This window comes from Bacillota bacterium, from assembly GCA_013314855.1.
Taxonomy (GTDB): Bacteria; Bacillota; Clostridia; order Acetivibrionales; family DUMC01; genus Ch48.
On sequence record JABUEW010000101.1, the window covers coordinates 1 to 15,387 of the forward strand.

The 15,387-nt window shown below is 34.1% G+C and carries 16 protein-coding genes; 10 read left to right on the forward strand and 6 right to left on the reverse strand.

Going from position 1 to position 15,387, the window contains the following annotated elements:
- Positions 1-307: 307 nt before the first annotated feature.
- Positions 308-577 carry a TMEM165/GDT1 family protein gene (locus tag HPY74_15375; protein NSW92025.1) on the forward strand — a complete coding sequence of 90 codons (270 nt, stop codon included), beginning with the start codon at positions 308-310 and terminating at the stop codon, positions 575-577.
- A 10-nt stretch (positions 578-587) separates the two neighbouring features.
- On the opposite strand, the gene gyrB is transcribed toward HPY74_15375, so the two are convergent.
- From gyrB to dnaA, 6 genes are all read right to left on the reverse strand, one after another.
- A complete protein-coding gene (gene gyrB / locus HPY74_15380; protein NSW92026.1) occupies positions 588-2,528 on the reverse strand; it encodes a DNA topoisomerase (ATP-hydrolyzing) subunit B in 1,941 nt (646 codons plus the stop codon).
- Positions 2,529-2,575: 47 nt separating this feature from the next.
- Entirely contained in the window at positions 2,576-2,848 is a 273-nt protein-coding gene (locus tag HPY74_15385; GenBank protein ID NSW92027.1) for a DUF370 domain-containing protein, read from the reverse strand.
- 102 nt (positions 2,849-2,950) lie between these two features.
- Positions 2,951-4,081, reverse strand: coding sequence for a DNA replication/repair protein RecF (gene recF, locus HPY74_15390; protein NSW92028.1), 1,131 nt, complete (start codon positions 4,079-4,081; stop codon positions 2,951-2,953).
- 21 nt (positions 4,082-4,102) lie between these two features.
- Positions 4,103-4,309, reverse strand: a complete 207-nt coding sequence (yaaA, locus tag HPY74_15395) for a S4 domain-containing protein YaaA (GenBank protein NSW92029.1) — start codon at positions 4,307-4,309, stop codon at positions 4,103-4,105.
- Between the two features lie 82 nt (positions 4,310-4,391).
- A complete protein-coding gene (locus tag HPY74_15400) occupies positions 4,392-5,489 on the reverse strand; it encodes a DNA polymerase III subunit beta (GenBank protein ID NSW92030.1) in 1,098 nt (365 codons plus the stop codon).
- Between the two features lie 243 nt (positions 5,490-5,732).
- On the reverse strand, positions 5,733-7,067 hold the full coding sequence (gene dnaA, locus HPY74_15405; protein ID NSW92031.1) for a chromosomal replication initiator protein DnaA: 1,335 nt from the start codon (positions 7,065-7,067) through the stop codon (positions 5,733-5,735).
- A gap of 481 nt (positions 7,068-7,548) precedes the next feature.
- Between dnaA and rpmH the strand changes: the two genes are divergently transcribed.
- The 9 genes from rpmH (at position 7,549) to noc (ending at position 15,045) form a co-directional block, all read left to right on the forward strand.
- Positions 7,549-7,683 (forward strand): 50S ribosomal protein L34, encoded by a 135-nt coding sequence (gene rpmH / locus HPY74_15410; GenBank protein NSW92032.1) that lies wholly within the window; start codon positions 7,549-7,551, stop codon positions 7,681-7,683.
- A gap of 84 nt (positions 7,684-7,767) precedes the next feature.
- Positions 7,768-8,133, forward strand: a complete 366-nt coding sequence (gene rnpA, locus HPY74_15415) for a ribonuclease P protein component (GenBank protein NSW92033.1) — start codon at positions 7,768-7,770, stop codon at positions 8,131-8,133.
- Complete coding sequence (yidD, locus tag HPY74_15420) at positions 8,115-8,327, forward strand: membrane protein insertion efficiency factor YidD (GenBank protein NSW92034.1); 213 nt, start codon at positions 8,115-8,117, stop codon at positions 8,325-8,327. The genes rnpA and yidD overlap by 19 nt, the downstream gene beginning before the upstream one ends.
- Before the next feature lie 18 nt (positions 8,328-8,345).
- On the forward strand, positions 8,346-9,233 hold the full coding sequence (locus HPY74_15425) for a membrane protein insertase YidC (protein ID NSW92035.1): 888 nt from the start codon (positions 8,346-8,348) through the stop codon (positions 9,231-9,233).
- The gene (locus HPY74_15430; protein ID NSW92036.1) at positions 9,234-9,854 is read left to right on the forward strand and encodes a protein jag; all 621 of its coding nucleotides are present in this window, start codon (positions 9,234-9,236) and stop codon (positions 9,852-9,854) included. It abuts the gene before it with no gap.
- A 20-nt stretch (positions 9,855-9,874) separates the two neighbouring features.
- The gene (mnmE, locus tag HPY74_15435; protein NSW92037.1) at positions 9,875-11,290 is read left to right on the forward strand and encodes a tRNA uridine-5-carboxymethylaminomethyl(34) synthesis GTPase MnmE; all 1,416 of its coding nucleotides are present in this window, start codon (positions 9,875-9,877) and stop codon (positions 11,288-11,290) included.
- Positions 11,291-11,421: 131 nt separating this feature from the next.
- Positions 11,422-13,299, forward strand: a complete 1,878-nt coding sequence (mnmG, locus tag HPY74_15440) for a tRNA uridine-5-carboxymethylaminomethyl(34) synthesis enzyme MnmG (GenBank protein ID NSW92038.1) — start codon at positions 11,422-11,424, stop codon at positions 13,297-13,299.
- A gap of 37 nt (positions 13,300-13,336) precedes the next feature.
- Positions 13,337-14,068 carry a 16S rRNA (guanine(527)-N(7))-methyltransferase RsmG gene (gene rsmG / locus HPY74_15445; protein ID NSW92039.1) on the forward strand — a complete coding sequence of 244 codons (732 nt, stop codon included), beginning with the start codon at positions 13,337-13,339 and terminating at the stop codon, positions 14,066-14,068.
- A gap of 128 nt (positions 14,069-14,196) precedes the next feature.
- Positions 14,197-15,045 carry a nucleoid occlusion protein gene (gene noc / locus HPY74_15450; GenBank protein NSW92040.1) on the forward strand — a complete coding sequence of 283 codons (849 nt, stop codon included), beginning with the start codon at positions 14,197-14,199 and terminating at the stop codon, positions 15,043-15,045.
- Positions 15,046-15,387 lie beyond the last annotated feature (342 nt).

The following is a 15,387-nucleotide window of genomic DNA, read 5'->3' on the forward strand; positions in this document are numbered from 1 at the left end:
ATATTATTAAATTCTATTCAAATTATTTTGCGAGTTTGATTTGCCCCGAAGTGAATTTACAGGCTCTTAAGACTTGGAGCATTTAGTTACCGGAAGCATTTTCTTCATAAAAATAAAATGCGCCCTTTTTTGGGGGTGCATTTTCAAATTTTTAGAATAATTTCTTTGGTATATTTTGAATCAAATTTGCCTATTAATTATATATAATAGCTTGCTTTAATATCTACATAAGAGTAACATTCTCTTTTAATATTTTAATAATTTCATCTACTTACTTTTTGGAAAGGAAGTATATTTTATGGAAGAGATGTGTAAATCAATTATAACAACATTTTTACTTGTATTTTTAGCAGAATTAGGTGATAAGACCCAGCTTTCTACAATGCTCCTTGCATCGAAATCCCACTCAATTTGGCACGTATTTATTGGTTCATCTTTTGCGTTAGTACTTTCCTCTTTTATTGGCGTACTTGCTGGGTCGTTTATTAATAAAATTTTACCACAAACCTATATTCAAATTTGCTCCGGAATAGCATTTATTATTATAGGTGTATTACTTGTTTTTGGTAAAATTTGAACTATCTATTTTATATATCCAAGTTTTTTACATCACGAGCGTGTTTATGGATATATATTTTTCTTGGTTCTACGTTTTCCCCCATTAAATCTGTAAATATTTCATCTGCAGACACTGCATCCTCTATTTCTACTTTTAATATTGATCTTGTTTCCGGATTCATTGTTGTTTCCCATAATTGTTCAGCACTCATTTCACCTAAGCCTTTATATCTTTGTATTGTTATATCTTTTTTATTCCAGCCTTTCTCCAAAACAATTTTCTCCAATTCTTTATCATCATATGCATATACCTGCTCTTTTCCTTTAGAAATTTTGTATAAAGGCGGTTGCGCGATATATATATAGCCTTTTTCAACTAATGGCCTTAAATATCTAAAGAAAAAGGTCAACAACAGCATCCTTATATGTGATCCGTCTACATCAGCATCTGCCATTATAATTACTTTATGGTACCTCAGTTTTGTTATATCAAACTCTTCACCTATTCCGGTACCCAGCGCAGTTATTACCGGCATTAATTTATCGTTTCCATAAACTTTGTCTATTCTTGCCTTCTCTACATTTAACATTTTACCCCACAAAGGAAGTATTGCTTGAAATCTTCGATCTCTTCCTTGCTTTGCGGACCCACCTGCCGAATCACCTTCAACAATATATATTTCACACAAAGCAGGATTCTTTTCAGTGCAATCAGCCAATTTACCTGGAAGTGTAGTATTTTCCAAAGCTGTTTTTCTCCTTGTAAGTTCTCTTGCCTTTCTTGCTGCTTCACGGCTCCTTGCTGCTATCAGACACTTCTCCAGAATTTTTCTTGCATCTGAAGGATTTTCTTCTAAATAATAAGATAATTTTTCTGTTAATATACTTTCTACAGCGCTTCTTGCTTCACTATTTCCTAATTTAGTTTTCGTTTGGCCTTCAAACTGAGGTTCATGTAATTTTACACTTATTATTGCCGTAAGACCTTCTCTTACATCTTCACCAGTTAGATTCTTGTCATTTTCTTTTAAAATATTATACTTTCTTGCATAATCATTTAAAACTTTTGTTATTGCAGATTTAAACCCAGTAATATGAGTTCCGCCTTCTGTAGTATTTATATTGTTTGCATAACTATAAATATTTTCTATATATCCGTCATTATACTGCATTGCTATTTCTACTTCTATATTATCCTTAACACCTTCAATATATATTGGAGGTTCATGAATAACTTCTTTGTTTTTATTTATATACTCAACAAAAGAAACTATTCCCCCTTCATAATATAGTACTTTTTCTACCGGCTTTTCTCCCCTGTTGTCCACTAGTATTATTTTAACTCCTTTATTCAAAAATGCCATTTCCCTGTATCTATTTACCATCGACTCGTAATCAAAAACAATATCTTCAAATATTAAAGGGTCAGGTTTAAATATTGTCTTTGTACCAGTCTTATCTGTTTTTCCTATTGTTTCCAGTTTTGAAACAGCCTTTCCTCTTTCATATCTTTGCCTGTATATGTTTCCATTTCTGCTTACTTCTACTATCAAATATTCTGATAATGCATTAACTACTGAAGCCCCAACACCATGCAGTCCCCCTGAAACACTATATGCACCTCCCCCAAATTTTCCGCCAGCATGTAACATTGTATGGACAACCTCAACTGTCGGAATTCCAAGCTTTGGATGCGGTCCAACAGGTATACCGCTTCCATTATCCTTAACTATAACAGAGTTATCACTTTCCAATATTATTTCTATTTTATCGCACCTTCCGGCAAGAGCTTCATCTATACTATTAGTAACTATTTCATATACAAGGTGATGCAGTCCTTTGCTTGATGTGCTTCCTATATACATCCCCGGCCGCTTTCTAACAGCTTCAAGTCCTTCCAATACTTGTATTTGATTTTCATCATATACTACATTTTCTTTTACTACATTTTCTTTTGTAACGTCGACCATACTATCCTCTTGTATTTCCCTCCTAATTAAAACTTTATTTTATCCAATTACTTATCTATTGCTATTTCTCTTAAATAATTTGCCCGTTTTTGCAATGTTATTGATGAAATTGAAGACAGATATATTTTACTTTTCTTATCTGTTTCAGTTACAATAAAGGATTTTGGTATGTCATCATTTATAGTTTCTATAAATCCCTCTTCTTCCGCAATCCTTAAAAAATCCTTTGTATCCTTTGAAACAGTTGTTTTTTCAAGGTCTAGAATAGCTATAATACTCTTTATAGGTATTACATAATCACTCCCTATATGCAAAAACATAATATACTCTCCGTTCTCCTATTTTTCATATTTATTTTATACTAATATTTTATACTAACCATTACTTATATGCAATGTTTTCTGAAACTTAGGCCTTCCTTCTCAACTTTCCTTTTCAACCTTCCCGTTTTCAACAAAATATAATTTTGTATTCTTTTTTTTGATACCGCTATCATAAAATTTTTTATCTGTGCAGGTTATAAAAGTTTGTATATTTTCTAAACTTTCAATTATATATTCCTGTCTTATACTGTCTAACTCAGAAAACACATCGTCTAATAAAAGTACAGGATACTCACCTATTAATTCCCTTAAAATTTCAATTTCCGAAAACTTTAATGTTAGTACTGCAGTCCTTTGTTGACCCTGTGAGCCGTACATTCTAACATTTCTTTTATTTATCTTTATCTCTATATCGTCTCTCTGTGGTCCATATAAGGTTGTTCCGATTTGTATCTCTTTTTCCTTGTCTTTTTCTATATGCCTTATAAACTCTTTTCTTACTTCTTCGATATCATTGCAATTTCCAACATTAATAGATGGACTGTATATTATTTCAATTTCCTCTCTGCCACCAGTAAGCTTTTTATGGTTTTCAAAAGCTTTTTTATTTAGTTTTGACAAATATTTTATTCTCTCCAATATAATTCGCGAACCTGTTTCTGCCAGCTTCTCACTCCATACTCCAAGAGTGTCTTTTAGCTTACCTTTTTTATTCTCGCTTTTGGTTACATCTCTTAACAGGTGGTTTCTTTGTGTCAATATTCTTGAATACTGCTGCAAATCATAAAAATATGTCGGTTTTATTTGGCTTAATGCTATATCTATAAACCTCCTTCTTTCATTAGGCCCTTCTTTTATAATGGACATGTCTTCAGGGGAAAATAATACTGTATTAAGTTGTCCCATTAATTCACCATTCTTCTTTATAGGGATATCATTAATTTTTATTCTTTTTCTTTCGTCTCTTTTATAGAATATCTCTATAGTTTTTTCTATGTCTTTTTTCTCTACTATAAGTTTTATATAATAGTTTTCTTCCATAAATTTAATTAGCTCATTATCTTTTATCGTCCTGTGGGATCTGCCGGATGAACATAAAAATATAGCTTCAAGAATATTTGTCTTTCCTTGTGCATTCTTCCCATATATTATATTATAATCCTTACAAAAATCTAAATCCAATTCACTATAATTTCTAAAGTTTATTAACTTAAGCTCCTTTATATACAAACAACTTACCTCCAAAAAATTTTAACCCAACTTATATGTTTTCCCATCTACTTCAACAATATCACCTTTTCTTAACTTTTTTCCTCTTTCAAATCTCACTTCTCCATTAACTTTTACTCTACCACTTTTGATTATTTGTTTTGCTTCGGAACCTGTTACAGTTATACCTGCCCACTTAATAAACTGGTCCAACTTTATATATTCGGTATTGATTTTTACCTCTTCCAATTTTTACCTCCTTCTCTTTTTTACTAATAGCTCTTATACGTCAACTTAAGCCAAAACATATAATTTTTATTTATAATAATTTTTATTTTCTCAATGGCAATAACATATATAGAAAAGTATCTTTATCTACGCTTTTTATTATACAAGGTCCTACATCAGAACTAAATAATACATCCACATATTCTTCGTCTATCACTCTTAAAGCTTCAATAAAATATCTTGGATTAAACTTAATCTCCAAGTCGCTTCCTATAACCTCAGTAGCAATTTCTTCTCTTGCATTTCCTGAAGGAGTATTTGTTGTAATTACAATTTTGTCAAAATTTAAATTAATATTTATTGGAAAACTTGTGCCATCGCTTGTCACCAAAATAGATACCCTTTCTATGCTGTCTAAAAATTCCTTCTTACTTACCCTTATCCTGGATTCATATTCTTCGGGAATTACATTCTCATAGTTAATGTATTCGCCCTCTAATAGTCTTGATACAATCCTCGTATTACCCATATCAAACATTATTTGGTTTTTCGCTGTATAAATTACAACTTCATCCTCTACTGGTTCGAGAATTTTTGCAATTTCATTTAAAGTCTTTCCCGGTACAACCACACTTATTTTATTGTCTATATCATCAATGTTGTATTTTCTTAATGCCAGCCTGAATCCATCTATAGATACAAATGTTAGTAGTCCACTTTTAGATTCTATGTTGACACCAGTTAAAATCGGACGGTTTTCGTCTTCCCCCACAGCAAATATTGTTTGCCTTATCATATCTTTTATTACTGCTTGACACACTTTTAACGGACTTCCCTTATCTATTTCAGGTATCTCAGGAAAACTTTCAGCTTTTGTTCCTTTTATTTCAAACCTTGACTTTTTACATGTTATAACTATATTTTCATTGCTTTCTTCTATACTTACCTTCGAATTTGGCATCCTCCTTACAATTTCCCCAAAAAGTTTTGCATCAATAACCACTTCTCCGGTTTCTTGTATATCGGCATTTATACGGCATTTTACTCCCATTTCCAGGTCGTTTGTAGTTAATTCGAGACAATTCTCTTTTGCCTTCAGTAGTATTCCCTGGAGTATAGGATATGTAGTTTTTGAGGGTACAGCTTTTTGTACAATACTGATAGCATCAGCTAGCTTATTTTTTTCACATATTATCTTCATAATTCTTTGCCTCCTTTTTTATATCTATAAAATAAAATTAGTTATAGTAATAATAAGTTTTGTAGTTAATGTGTATATCCTATTCAGAAACACTATTTATCAAAGTTTAATCATGTTGACAACTTTGTTGATGAATTTAAATTTCATCAACATGCAATTATAATAAAGTAAAAAAAATATTTAATCCACAGAGAATATTCAACATATAAACAATTTTTGTGGATAAAAAATATAGCAAAAAACTTATCCACCTGCAATATTCCTTTTCAACTCTTCAATTGTACGCCGTACCTCATAGTTAGTATTAATGTTTTCCGATATTTTTGAAAAAGCATGCATAACCGTAGTGTGATCCCTTCCTCCGAATTCATTACCTATTTGGGGAAGAGACATATCAGTAAGTTCCCTGCAAAGATACATAGCCACTTGCCTGGGAAAGGCAATGTCTCTATTTCGTTTCTTGGACTTGAAGTCTTCCGGTTTCAATCCAAAATACCTGGATACAACTTCAATAATAATATCGGAGTTAATTATTCGAGTTTTGATGGCTGACAAAATATCCTTTAATGCTTCTTTAGTTATATCCAGATTTATTTCACTTTTCACCAGTGATGAATATGCAATAACCCTTATAAGGGCACCTTCAAGTTCACGTATATTGGAAGCAATATTATCTGCAATAAATTCATAAACATCATCTGGTATATAAATATTCTCCAACTGTGCTTTTTTCTTAAGTATAGCTATTCTTGTTTCGTAGTCCGGCGGTTGTATATCCGCTTGAAGTCCCCATTCAAACCTTGAGCGGAGTCTTTCCTCAAGGGTAACAATTTCCCTCGGAGGTTTATCACTTGATATAATTATTTGCTTATTGGCCTCATATAAGGCATTAAATGTGTGGAAAAACTCTTCCTGGGTCCTTTCTTTTCCGGCTATAAACTGTATATCATCAATTAATAGTACATCAATATTTCTGTATTTTTGCCTGAATGCTTCATTTTTATCATCTTTAATTGCATTTATCAACTCATTTGTAAATTTTTCCGAAGACACATAAAGCACTTTTAATGAGGGTGTCTGCTGCATAATATAATGTCCTATTGCATGCATTAAATGAGTCTTCCCAAGGCCTACTCCCCCGTATATAAAGAGAGGATTATATGAACGGGCGGGAGCTTCTGCTACTGCAAGGGAAGCAGCATGTGCTAGTTGGTTACCGCTGCCTATAACAAAAGTGTCAAATGTATATTTTGGATTTAAAACAGAAATAAGTGAATCCTCGCCTTTGGCTTGTCCTGCGGAATCTCTTTCCCCTACGGTATTTTCCTGAAAAGGAATAACAAATTTGATATTAAACTCTTTTTTTGTAATTTCCTTAATTGTTTCTTTGATTAAAAGTGAGTACCTGGATTCAAGTATACCCTTATTAAAATCGGCAGGAACCCCCAATTCTATGGTATTTGGTCCAATAGAAATCGGTTTTATGGTTTTTATCCATGTGTTATAGCTTATTTCCGTAAGTTCATCCTTCAACAGTTCGAGGGCCCGTTGCCAAATACTCGAAAGTTGGTTGCTCATATTATTTCCTCCAATTTTATGTTCTTTATATTTTATTATTGCATATTTTTATGTCTCTAATTAACAATTGTTAACAATTACAAAGCATATTAAGCCTTATTTATATTTGTAATATATCTATTATAACTATTTTATCCCATTTATTGTAATTAGATGATTATCTTCTGTAATTTTCTAATAATAACTAAAGCATATTACTCGCAGAATACTATATTGTAATATATTTCCAATCCAACTGGCTTATCTGATAAGCATAAATAATATATCAGACTTTGTGATGTTATTCAATATGAAGTTTGATATGTTATCCACAGAAAAAAGCTGTTATTTTAAATTTATCCACAGGTAGCGGGAAATACATTAAAAATACTTTCTTGACACGTATAACTAATTTAATATATAATCTTTTTGAAATATATTGGTCAAATATAAAAAGAAAGGAGTTGAAAAAACCGTTAAATCAACACTAACGGTGCAGTAGATGTTAAGGACATATCAACCGAATAACAGGCACAGAAAAAAAGTCCATGGCTTTAGGAGGAGAATGAGGACCAAGCAGGGCAGGGATGTTTTAAAAAGGCGCAGATTGAAAGGAAGGAAAGTACTTTCAGCATAAGACCGCAAAAAGTGGTCTATTTTTTCTATGTCCAAGACCTTTGTTTAAAAGGCCTTTGGAGGCCTTGCTATACGAGAGGAAAATATGAAAAAGACTATCCCATTAAAGAATAATCGGGAATTTTTAAAAGTTTATAAAAAAGGGAGATTTTTTGCGGGGAAATATATGGTGTTATATGCATTACCAAATGGATTAGATATTAACAGACTGGGGGTAACTGCAAGTAAAAAGGCGGGAAAGAGTGTAAGAAGAAATAAGATTAAGCGGCTTATTAGAGAAAATTACAGGATGCAGGAAGAAATGGTGAAAAGAGGTTATGATTTGGTTTTTGTAGTTAGAAACAGCGGAAATTTACCGGATTTTTACGAGATTAAGCGGGAAATGGATTTTTTATTTAGAAGACTTAAACTTGTGGATGAGGAGAAGAATAATTGTTTAAAAAATTGTTAATAATTTTGATTAAAATTTACCAGAAGTATATTTCACCTTTGAAACCTCCAAGTTGCAGGTTTTATCCGACTTGTTCACAATATGCTATAGATGCTGTTTTAAAATATGGTACAATTAAGGGAAGTTTCATGGCTATAAGGAGGATTATAAAGTGCCATCCTTTTAATCCGGGAGGCTATGATCCTTTAAAATAAGAGAGGAAGAATTAAAGAATGGGTTTTTTGGATTTTATTGCTAAGCCTTTGGGGCAGTTCTTATATTTTGTTTACAATACTGTTGCATTTAAGAATTACGGCTTGGCCATAATTATATTTACTATTGTTATCAAGCTTGTACTTCTGCCCCTTACAATTAAACAATACCGTTCAACTGCAAAGATGCAAGAAATACAGCCATTAATACAAGATATACAAAGGCGGTACAAAAATGACAGGGAAAAAATGAATCAGGAGCTTATGAAGTTGTATCAGGAACATAAATACAATCCTGCGGGAGGATGTCTTCCCCTTTTGATACAAATGCCTATCCTGTTCTCTCTGTATTGGGCAATTAACCAGCCCCTTAGATTTATTTTGAATAAAACACCCGAACAGATAAATAAGCTCGTTGAGTATGTAACACAAGCTGTTGGAAAAGCTGCAATGAGTGTTTCAAGAGAAATAGGCGTATTGAATTACTTTAATGAACATGTATCTGAGCTTTCAAATGTTAGTGACTTGCTAAAGCCGGAAGAATTGATTAATTTAAAATTCCTTGGAATTAACCTTGGTTTGGTTCCCAGGTTTGATACAAATCTTTTATTTGGGTCTCAAGCGACAGTATACCTGCCGCTTTTGGCAATTCCTATATTGGCTGTAGCAACTACCTACATTTCATCAAAGCTTATGACGCCAAAGGCCTCGGAAAAAAGTGGAAAAGATGCTTCAACTTCAACTCAAAACACAATGATGTTGATAGGACCGTTAATGACATTACTATTTTCTTTTCAATTGCCGGCAGGAGTTGGGCTTTATTGGATAGCCAGCAACATATTTCAGATTTTCCAACAACTATATATTAATGAGAATGTAGTGAAAAAAAAGGAGGCTCAAGGAAAATAAATGGCTATTATGGTAGAAAAAACAGGTAAAACCGTGGAAGAAGCAATATCTCTTGCTCTTGATGAGTTAAAGGTTGATAAAAGCAGAGTTGATATTGAAGTAGTAGAGGAAGGTAATAAAGGTATTTTTGGTATTATTGGGGCAAAAATGGCCAGAGTAAGAGTTGCTTTAAAGGAAACGCCGGGTGAGAAAGCTAAAAAGTTTTTACAGGATGTATTCGACAAAATGAATGTTAATGTGCAAATGGCTGTAGATGAAGGTGATGATGCCGTATATGTCAGCATTGAAGGAGAAGACAGCGGAATAATTATCGGCAGGAGGGGAGAAACCCTGGACGCCCTGCAATATCTTTCATGCCTAGCAATAAATAACGGTAAGGAAGGTTATAAAAAAGTTGTTATTGATATTGAAAACTACAGGAAAAAAAGAGAAGACACCCTTATAAAGCTATCCTACAAACTGGCTGAAAGAGTAGTTAAGAGTAAGAAAAATATTACCCTTGAACCAATGTCACCCTATGAAAGAAGAATAATACATGCAGCATTGCAAAATAATAGATATGTGAAAACTTACAGTATAGGTGATGAGCCGAACAGGAAAGTTGTTATAGCACTTAAGTAAGGATTATGGGAAAAGAATTAATGTTTAATAACGATACAATTGCTGCAATTTCAACTTCTTATGGCAGCGGAGGAATTGGAATTGTTAGAATAAGTGGGGAAAAGGCCTTTGAAATAGCAGAAAGAATTTTTAAAGGAAAGAAAAGTATAAGACAGGTTAAATCCCACACCATTCATTATGGAAAAATAGTCGATCCCCAAGATGGGTCAATAATCGATGAAGTGCTTTTGACAAAAATGGATGGGCCTAGTACATTTACACGGGAAAATATAATAGAAATTAACTGCCATGGTGGAATTATTGTCCTAAAGAAAGTTCTTGAGCTGGTTATAAGGGAAGGGGCTAGGCTTGCTGAACCTGGGGAATTTACCAAAAGGGCTTTCCTTAACGGGAGAATAGATTTAACACAAGCGGAAGCAGTAATTGACATTATTAATGCAAAAACTGCCCGTAGTTCAAAGGTTGCATTAGAGCAGCTGGAAGGAAAATTATCGGTAAAAATAAAAGCAGCAAGGGATAAATTGGTGGGGTTAATAGCCCATATTGAGGCTACGTTGGACTATCCGGAAGAAGATATTGACAAAATCACGGAAATGCAGATTTATAACAGCCTTGAAGAAATAAGGAATATGCTTTCTGATTTGCTTTCAGGATTTGATAAAGGAAAAATTATAAAAGAAGGTATAAAGGCAGTAATAATAGGAAGGCCTAATGTGGGTAAATCCTCTCTCTTAAACCAATTGACAGGATACAGCAGGGCAATTGTAACAGATATTCCAGGGACAACTAGAGATATTATAGAAGAATATATCAACATACAGGGCATACCTGTAAGAGTAATAGATACTGCTGGAATAAGAGAAACAGGAGATATAGTGGAAAAAATCGGAGTAGAAAAAACAAAAAAAGCAATAGAATCTGCAGATTTAATAATTATGATGATAGATGCGGTAGATGGATTTACTCAGGCAGATGCCAATGTTCTAAGATTTATCAAGGGGAAAAAAATTATTGTTTTGTTGAACAAAATAGACCTTGTTGAAAACGAAGGAGACACCAGTAAATTTCATGAATTAAAAGGCATAAATGAATTAAAGAGTATACAGGAATTAGAGGGTATAACTATTATTAAAACGTCCATGAAAGACGGAAGGGGAATTAATGATTTAGAAAAAGAAATATCAAGGCTTTTCATCGGTGGGGAAATTGACACCGACATTGAGGGTTTGATGACAAACGTACGACATGCAAGCCTTGTAGAAAAAGCGTTAAACAGTATAAATGATGCTATTATAGCTTACCATGAAGGCATGCCCATGGATTGTATAGTGATTGATATACGAAATGCTGCTCAATACTTAGGGGAGATTACAGGTGAAACAGTGAGTGATGAAATATTAAACCACATATTCAGCAGATTTTGCATAGGAAAATAATAGAGATTGATACAGGCTGCTAAAGAATAAACTAGGTTGTGAGGTTGTGCATAGGAGAAAGTAAGAAAGTAAGAAAAAATGGGCATAGTCTTATAGAGTCTTATAGAGATTGAGAAAAAGGGAGGTTGTGTATGGAATATCTGGCAGGTGAATATGATGTTGCGGTAGTCGGAGCTGGGCATGCAGGGTGTGAGGCTGCATTGGCTGCTGCCCGGCTTGGTTGTAGAACCATAATATTTGCTATAAATCTCGACAGCATAGCCAACCTGCCCTGTAATCCTAGTATAGGGGGAACGGGGAAAGGTCACCTGGTAAGGGAAATTGACGCCCTTGGAGGAGAAATGGGAAAGACAGCAGATAAGTCTTTAATCCAGGTAAAAATACTAAATATAGCAAAAGGGCCTGCTGTTTATTCTCTGCGTGCCCAGGTTGACAGGAAAAAGTACCAGATGATAATGAAAAACACCCTTGAAATGCAGGAAAACCTGGATGTAAAACAGGCTGAAGTTGTTGAATTTTTTGTTGATGGGTCCGGAAGGAAAAAAAGGGTTACAGGTTTGAAGACTCACACGGGAGCAAAATACTTGTGTAAAACTTTAATACTTGCTACTGGGACTTACTTAAGAGGAAAAATTATTATTGGAGACGTAAGCTTCAGCAGTGGACCAGACGGCCTTTTCCCTGCCAATAAGCTTTCGGATAGTTTGAGAGAAAAAGGCATTGAATTGTTTAGATTTAAGACAGGGACCCCTGCGAGGTTAAACCGTAGAAGCATAGACTTTTCAAAAATGACTGAGCAGCCAGGGGATGAGATGATAGTGCCTTTTTCCTTTGAAACCGAAAAGATAGAAATAGAACAAGTACCTTGCTGGCTCATTCATACAAATGAAAAAACACATGAGATAATTAGGAACAACCTCCACAGATCACCTTTGTACAGTGGTGTAATAGAAGGAATTGGTACCAGGTATTGTCCTTCAATAGAAGATAAAATTGTAAAATTTGCCGACAAACCTTCTCACCAGGTGTTTGTAGAACCCATGGGCTTAGACACACAGGAAATGTATCTTCAGGGTATGTCCAGCAGTTTACCTGAAGATGTTCAGATTCAAATGATAAAGACATTACCCGGACTTGAGAATGTTTCCATAATGCGGATTGGATACGCAATTGAGTATGACTGCATAAACCCTGCACAGCTTGATTTGTCTCTTGAACTTAAGAGTATAGAAGGTTTATTCTGTGCAGGACAGATTAACGGTAGTTCAGGGTATGAAGAAGCTGCAGCTCAGGGCCTTATTGCAGGAATAAATGCAGCACGTAAAGTAATGGGCAAGCTACCGCTTATCCTGGACAGATCCCAGGCGTATATAGGTGTGCTTATTGATGACCTGGTAACAAAGGGGGTAAGGGAGCCATACAGAATAATGACTTCAAGAGCGGAATACAGGCTTCTTTTAAGGCAGGACAATGCAGACTTGAGACTTACACCAATAGGCTATGAAATAGGACTAATTAGTGAAGAAAGATACAAAAAATTCCTAAAAAAAAGGGATGAGATAAATGAAGAAATAGCAAGGCTTCAAAAAACCATAGTATCTCCCAGTGAAAAAGTAAATAAGTTCCTTGAAAGCAGGAACAGTACTCCCCTGAAAAGCGGGATAAGGCTTTCAGAACTCTTAAAAAGGCCTGAAATTTCTTACGAGGATTTGGCAGAAATTGATGAAGACAGGCCCCAATTGGATTATCAAGTTAGAGAGCAGGTATCAATAGCAATAAAGTATGAGGGCTATATAAAAAGGCAAATGCAGCAGGTAGAACAGTTTAAAAAGCTTGAGAACAAAAAAATCCCGGACAATATTGATTATGACAAAATAAACGGTTTGAGGATAGAGGCAAAGCAAAAGCTAAGTAAAATACGTCCCGTATCGGTAGGCCAGGCTTCAAGAATTGCAGGAGTTTCACCTGCGGACATCACGGTACTTATGATATACCTAGAGAAGAAATAATATGAAAAAAGGGCGCAAGGGAGGCACATGTATAACGATGGACAATGACCTTGAAAGCATGCTTTTAAAGGGGGCAGAAGAATTTGGAGTAAGGCTGGATAAAGGTCAGGTAGATAAGTTCTTTATGTATATGGAGCTTTTAAAAACATGGAATGAAAAGGTAAATCTTACATCTATAAAAGAAGACAGAGATATCATAGTAAAGCATTTTATTGATTCTCTGAGCATTCTCCCATATATACTTCCTTATAAAAATAGTAAAAGCTCCAGGCTGATAGATATAGGTACAGGGGCGGGTTTCCCTGGTATACCCTTAAAAATTGCATGTAATGAACTGGATATAACACTGCTAGATTCTGTTGAGAAAAAAGTTAAATTTCTTGAAGAATGTATAGATTCCCTTAAGCTAAGCAAGATTAAGGCTTTCCATGGGAGGGCAGAGGATTACGGCAATAACCCTCTTTATAGAGAGAAGTTTGATATATCTACGGCAAGGGCTGTGGCAAATTTGCCTGTGTTATTGGAATACTGCCTTCCCTTTGTCCGAATCGGGGGAATATTTATTGCAATGAAAGGAAAAAGCTCTGACGAAGTAAAAGATTCTATGAATGCGATGGATATACTTGGGGGCAAAATTGAAATTATAAAGCAAATAACTTTACCCTTTTCTGATAATAAAAGAAATATAATTATTATAAAAAAGTTTCGACAAATTCCTGCAAAATATCCCAGAAAAGCAGGAAAACCATCGAAGATGCCGTTGATATAACGGCTATAATGCAGTAAAATAGCACTTTATAGCGAACGATTCTTTATTAAAAAAAAAGGGTATGGGAAATATAGCGGCGAATATTACGGTTAACTAATTTAATTTAATGTACAAAGGATGGTGCCGCTATGTTGGAAAACAAGATACAAATCTTAAAACCCAGTCAGGGGGAGGTTTTAAAAGATATTATATACATTAATATTGATAGCATAAGACCAAACCCATACCAGCCGAGAAAACACTTTAATAAAGCCTCCCTTGAAGAACTGTGCGAATCCATAAAGCAGTATGGGGTTATTCAGCCTATAAATGTAAGAAAGATTACTAATAACCATTATGAGCTGGTGTCCGGAGAAAGAAGGCTGAGAGCTGCTGCAATGGCCGGGTTAAAGGAAATACCTGCAATAGTGGTGAATGTGGATGATAACGATTCTGCTATTCTGGCACTTATTGAAAACCTTCAAAGAGAGGACTTAAACTATTTGGAAGAAGCCGAAGGGTATAGTAACCTGATTATGGAGCATAAATTGACCCAGGAGGAATTGGCCCGCCGGATTGGTAAAAGCCAATCAACAATCGCAAACAAAATAAGGCTTCTGAAATTATCTCCTATAATTAAAAAGATATTGATTGATAACAATCTCACTGAAAGACATGCAAGGGCATTATTAAAGCTTCATGATGAACAGCTTCAACTTAAAGTTTTAAAATATGTGTGCAAAAAAGGGCTAAACGTCAAGAAGACTGAAGACTTAGTAGAAAGGGTAATTGAAAGGTATTCAAGAAAAATATCCTTAAAAGAAACAGAAAAGAAAATATCAAGGACAGTAAAGGATATAAGAATATTTGTAAATACCATTAAGCAGGCTGTAGATATAATGAAAAAATCAGGCGTAAATGCAAAGGCTGCCCAGTTTGACAGGGGAGATTATTTTGAGTTTGTTGTAAGAGTACCCAAAAAAGTAAATACCCCTTGAAACATATATCAGTATTATATGTTTCTATCGAAGAGGCATTTAAGGAATACGAAGCGTACTGGAAGAGTATTGATGGCGATAAAATGCTTGCTGAATTAAATAACTAGGTACAAATGGGAATTAAATAGTTTGCGGTTAGTTAGAGTATAATATAATTAATAATTAATAAAAAAGTGAATTGGTCCGTTATGTTGCCGAAAATACATGTTAAACGCGTTTTCGGCGATTTTTTATTAATAGCGTTAATAGCATTATATAGATAGTTATTTTCACAGAGTTATAAATGAATATTAAATAATATAAAAATATAAATATTAATATTTAATAAAGTAATATAAAAAG

Coding starts and splice junctions, on each gene's coding strand:
- HPY74_15375 (NSW92025.1), top strand. CDS start 308: ATGTGTAAATCAATTATAACAACATTTTTACTTGTATTTTTAGCAGAA.
- gyrB (NSW92026.1), bottom strand. CDS start 2,528: ATGGTCGACGTTACAAAAGAAAATGTAGTAAAAGAAAATGTAGTATAT.
- HPY74_15385 (NSW92027.1), bottom strand. CDS start 2,848: ATGTTTTTGCATATAGGGAGTGATTATGTAATACCTATAAAGAGTATT.
- HPY74_15400 (NSW92030.1), bottom strand. CDS start 5,489: ATGAAGATAATATGTGAAAAAAATAAGCTAGCTGATGCTATCAGTATT.
- dnaA (NSW92031.1), bottom strand. CDS start 7,067: ATGAGCAACCAACTTTCGAGTATTTGGCAACGGGCCCTCGAACTGTTG.
- rpmH (NSW92032.1), top strand. CDS start 7,549: ATGTTAAGGACATATCAACCGAATAACAGGCACAGAAAAAAAGTCCAT.
- rnpA (NSW92033.1), top strand. CDS start 7,768: ATGAAAAAGACTATCCCATTAAAGAATAATCGGGAATTTTTAAAAGTT.
- HPY74_15425 (NSW92035.1), top strand. CDS start 8,346: ATGGGTTTTTTGGATTTTATTGCTAAGCCTTTGGGGCAGTTCTTATAT.
- HPY74_15430 (NSW92036.1), top strand. CDS start 9,234: ATGGCTATTATGGTAGAAAAAACAGGTAAAACCGTGGAAGAAGCAATA.
- mnmE (NSW92037.1), top strand. CDS start 9,875: ATGTTTAATAACGATACAATTGCTGCAATTTCAACTTCTTATGGCAGC.
- mnmG (NSW92038.1), top strand. CDS start 11,422: ATGGAATATCTGGCAGGTGAATATGATGTTGCGGTAGTCGGAGCTGGG.
- rsmG (NSW92039.1), top strand. CDS start 13,337: ATGGACAATGACCTTGAAAGCATGCTTTTAAAGGGGGCAGAAGAATTT.
- noc (NSW92040.1), top strand. CDS start 14,197: ATGTTGGAAAACAAGATACAAATCTTAAAACCCAGTCAGGGGGAGGTT.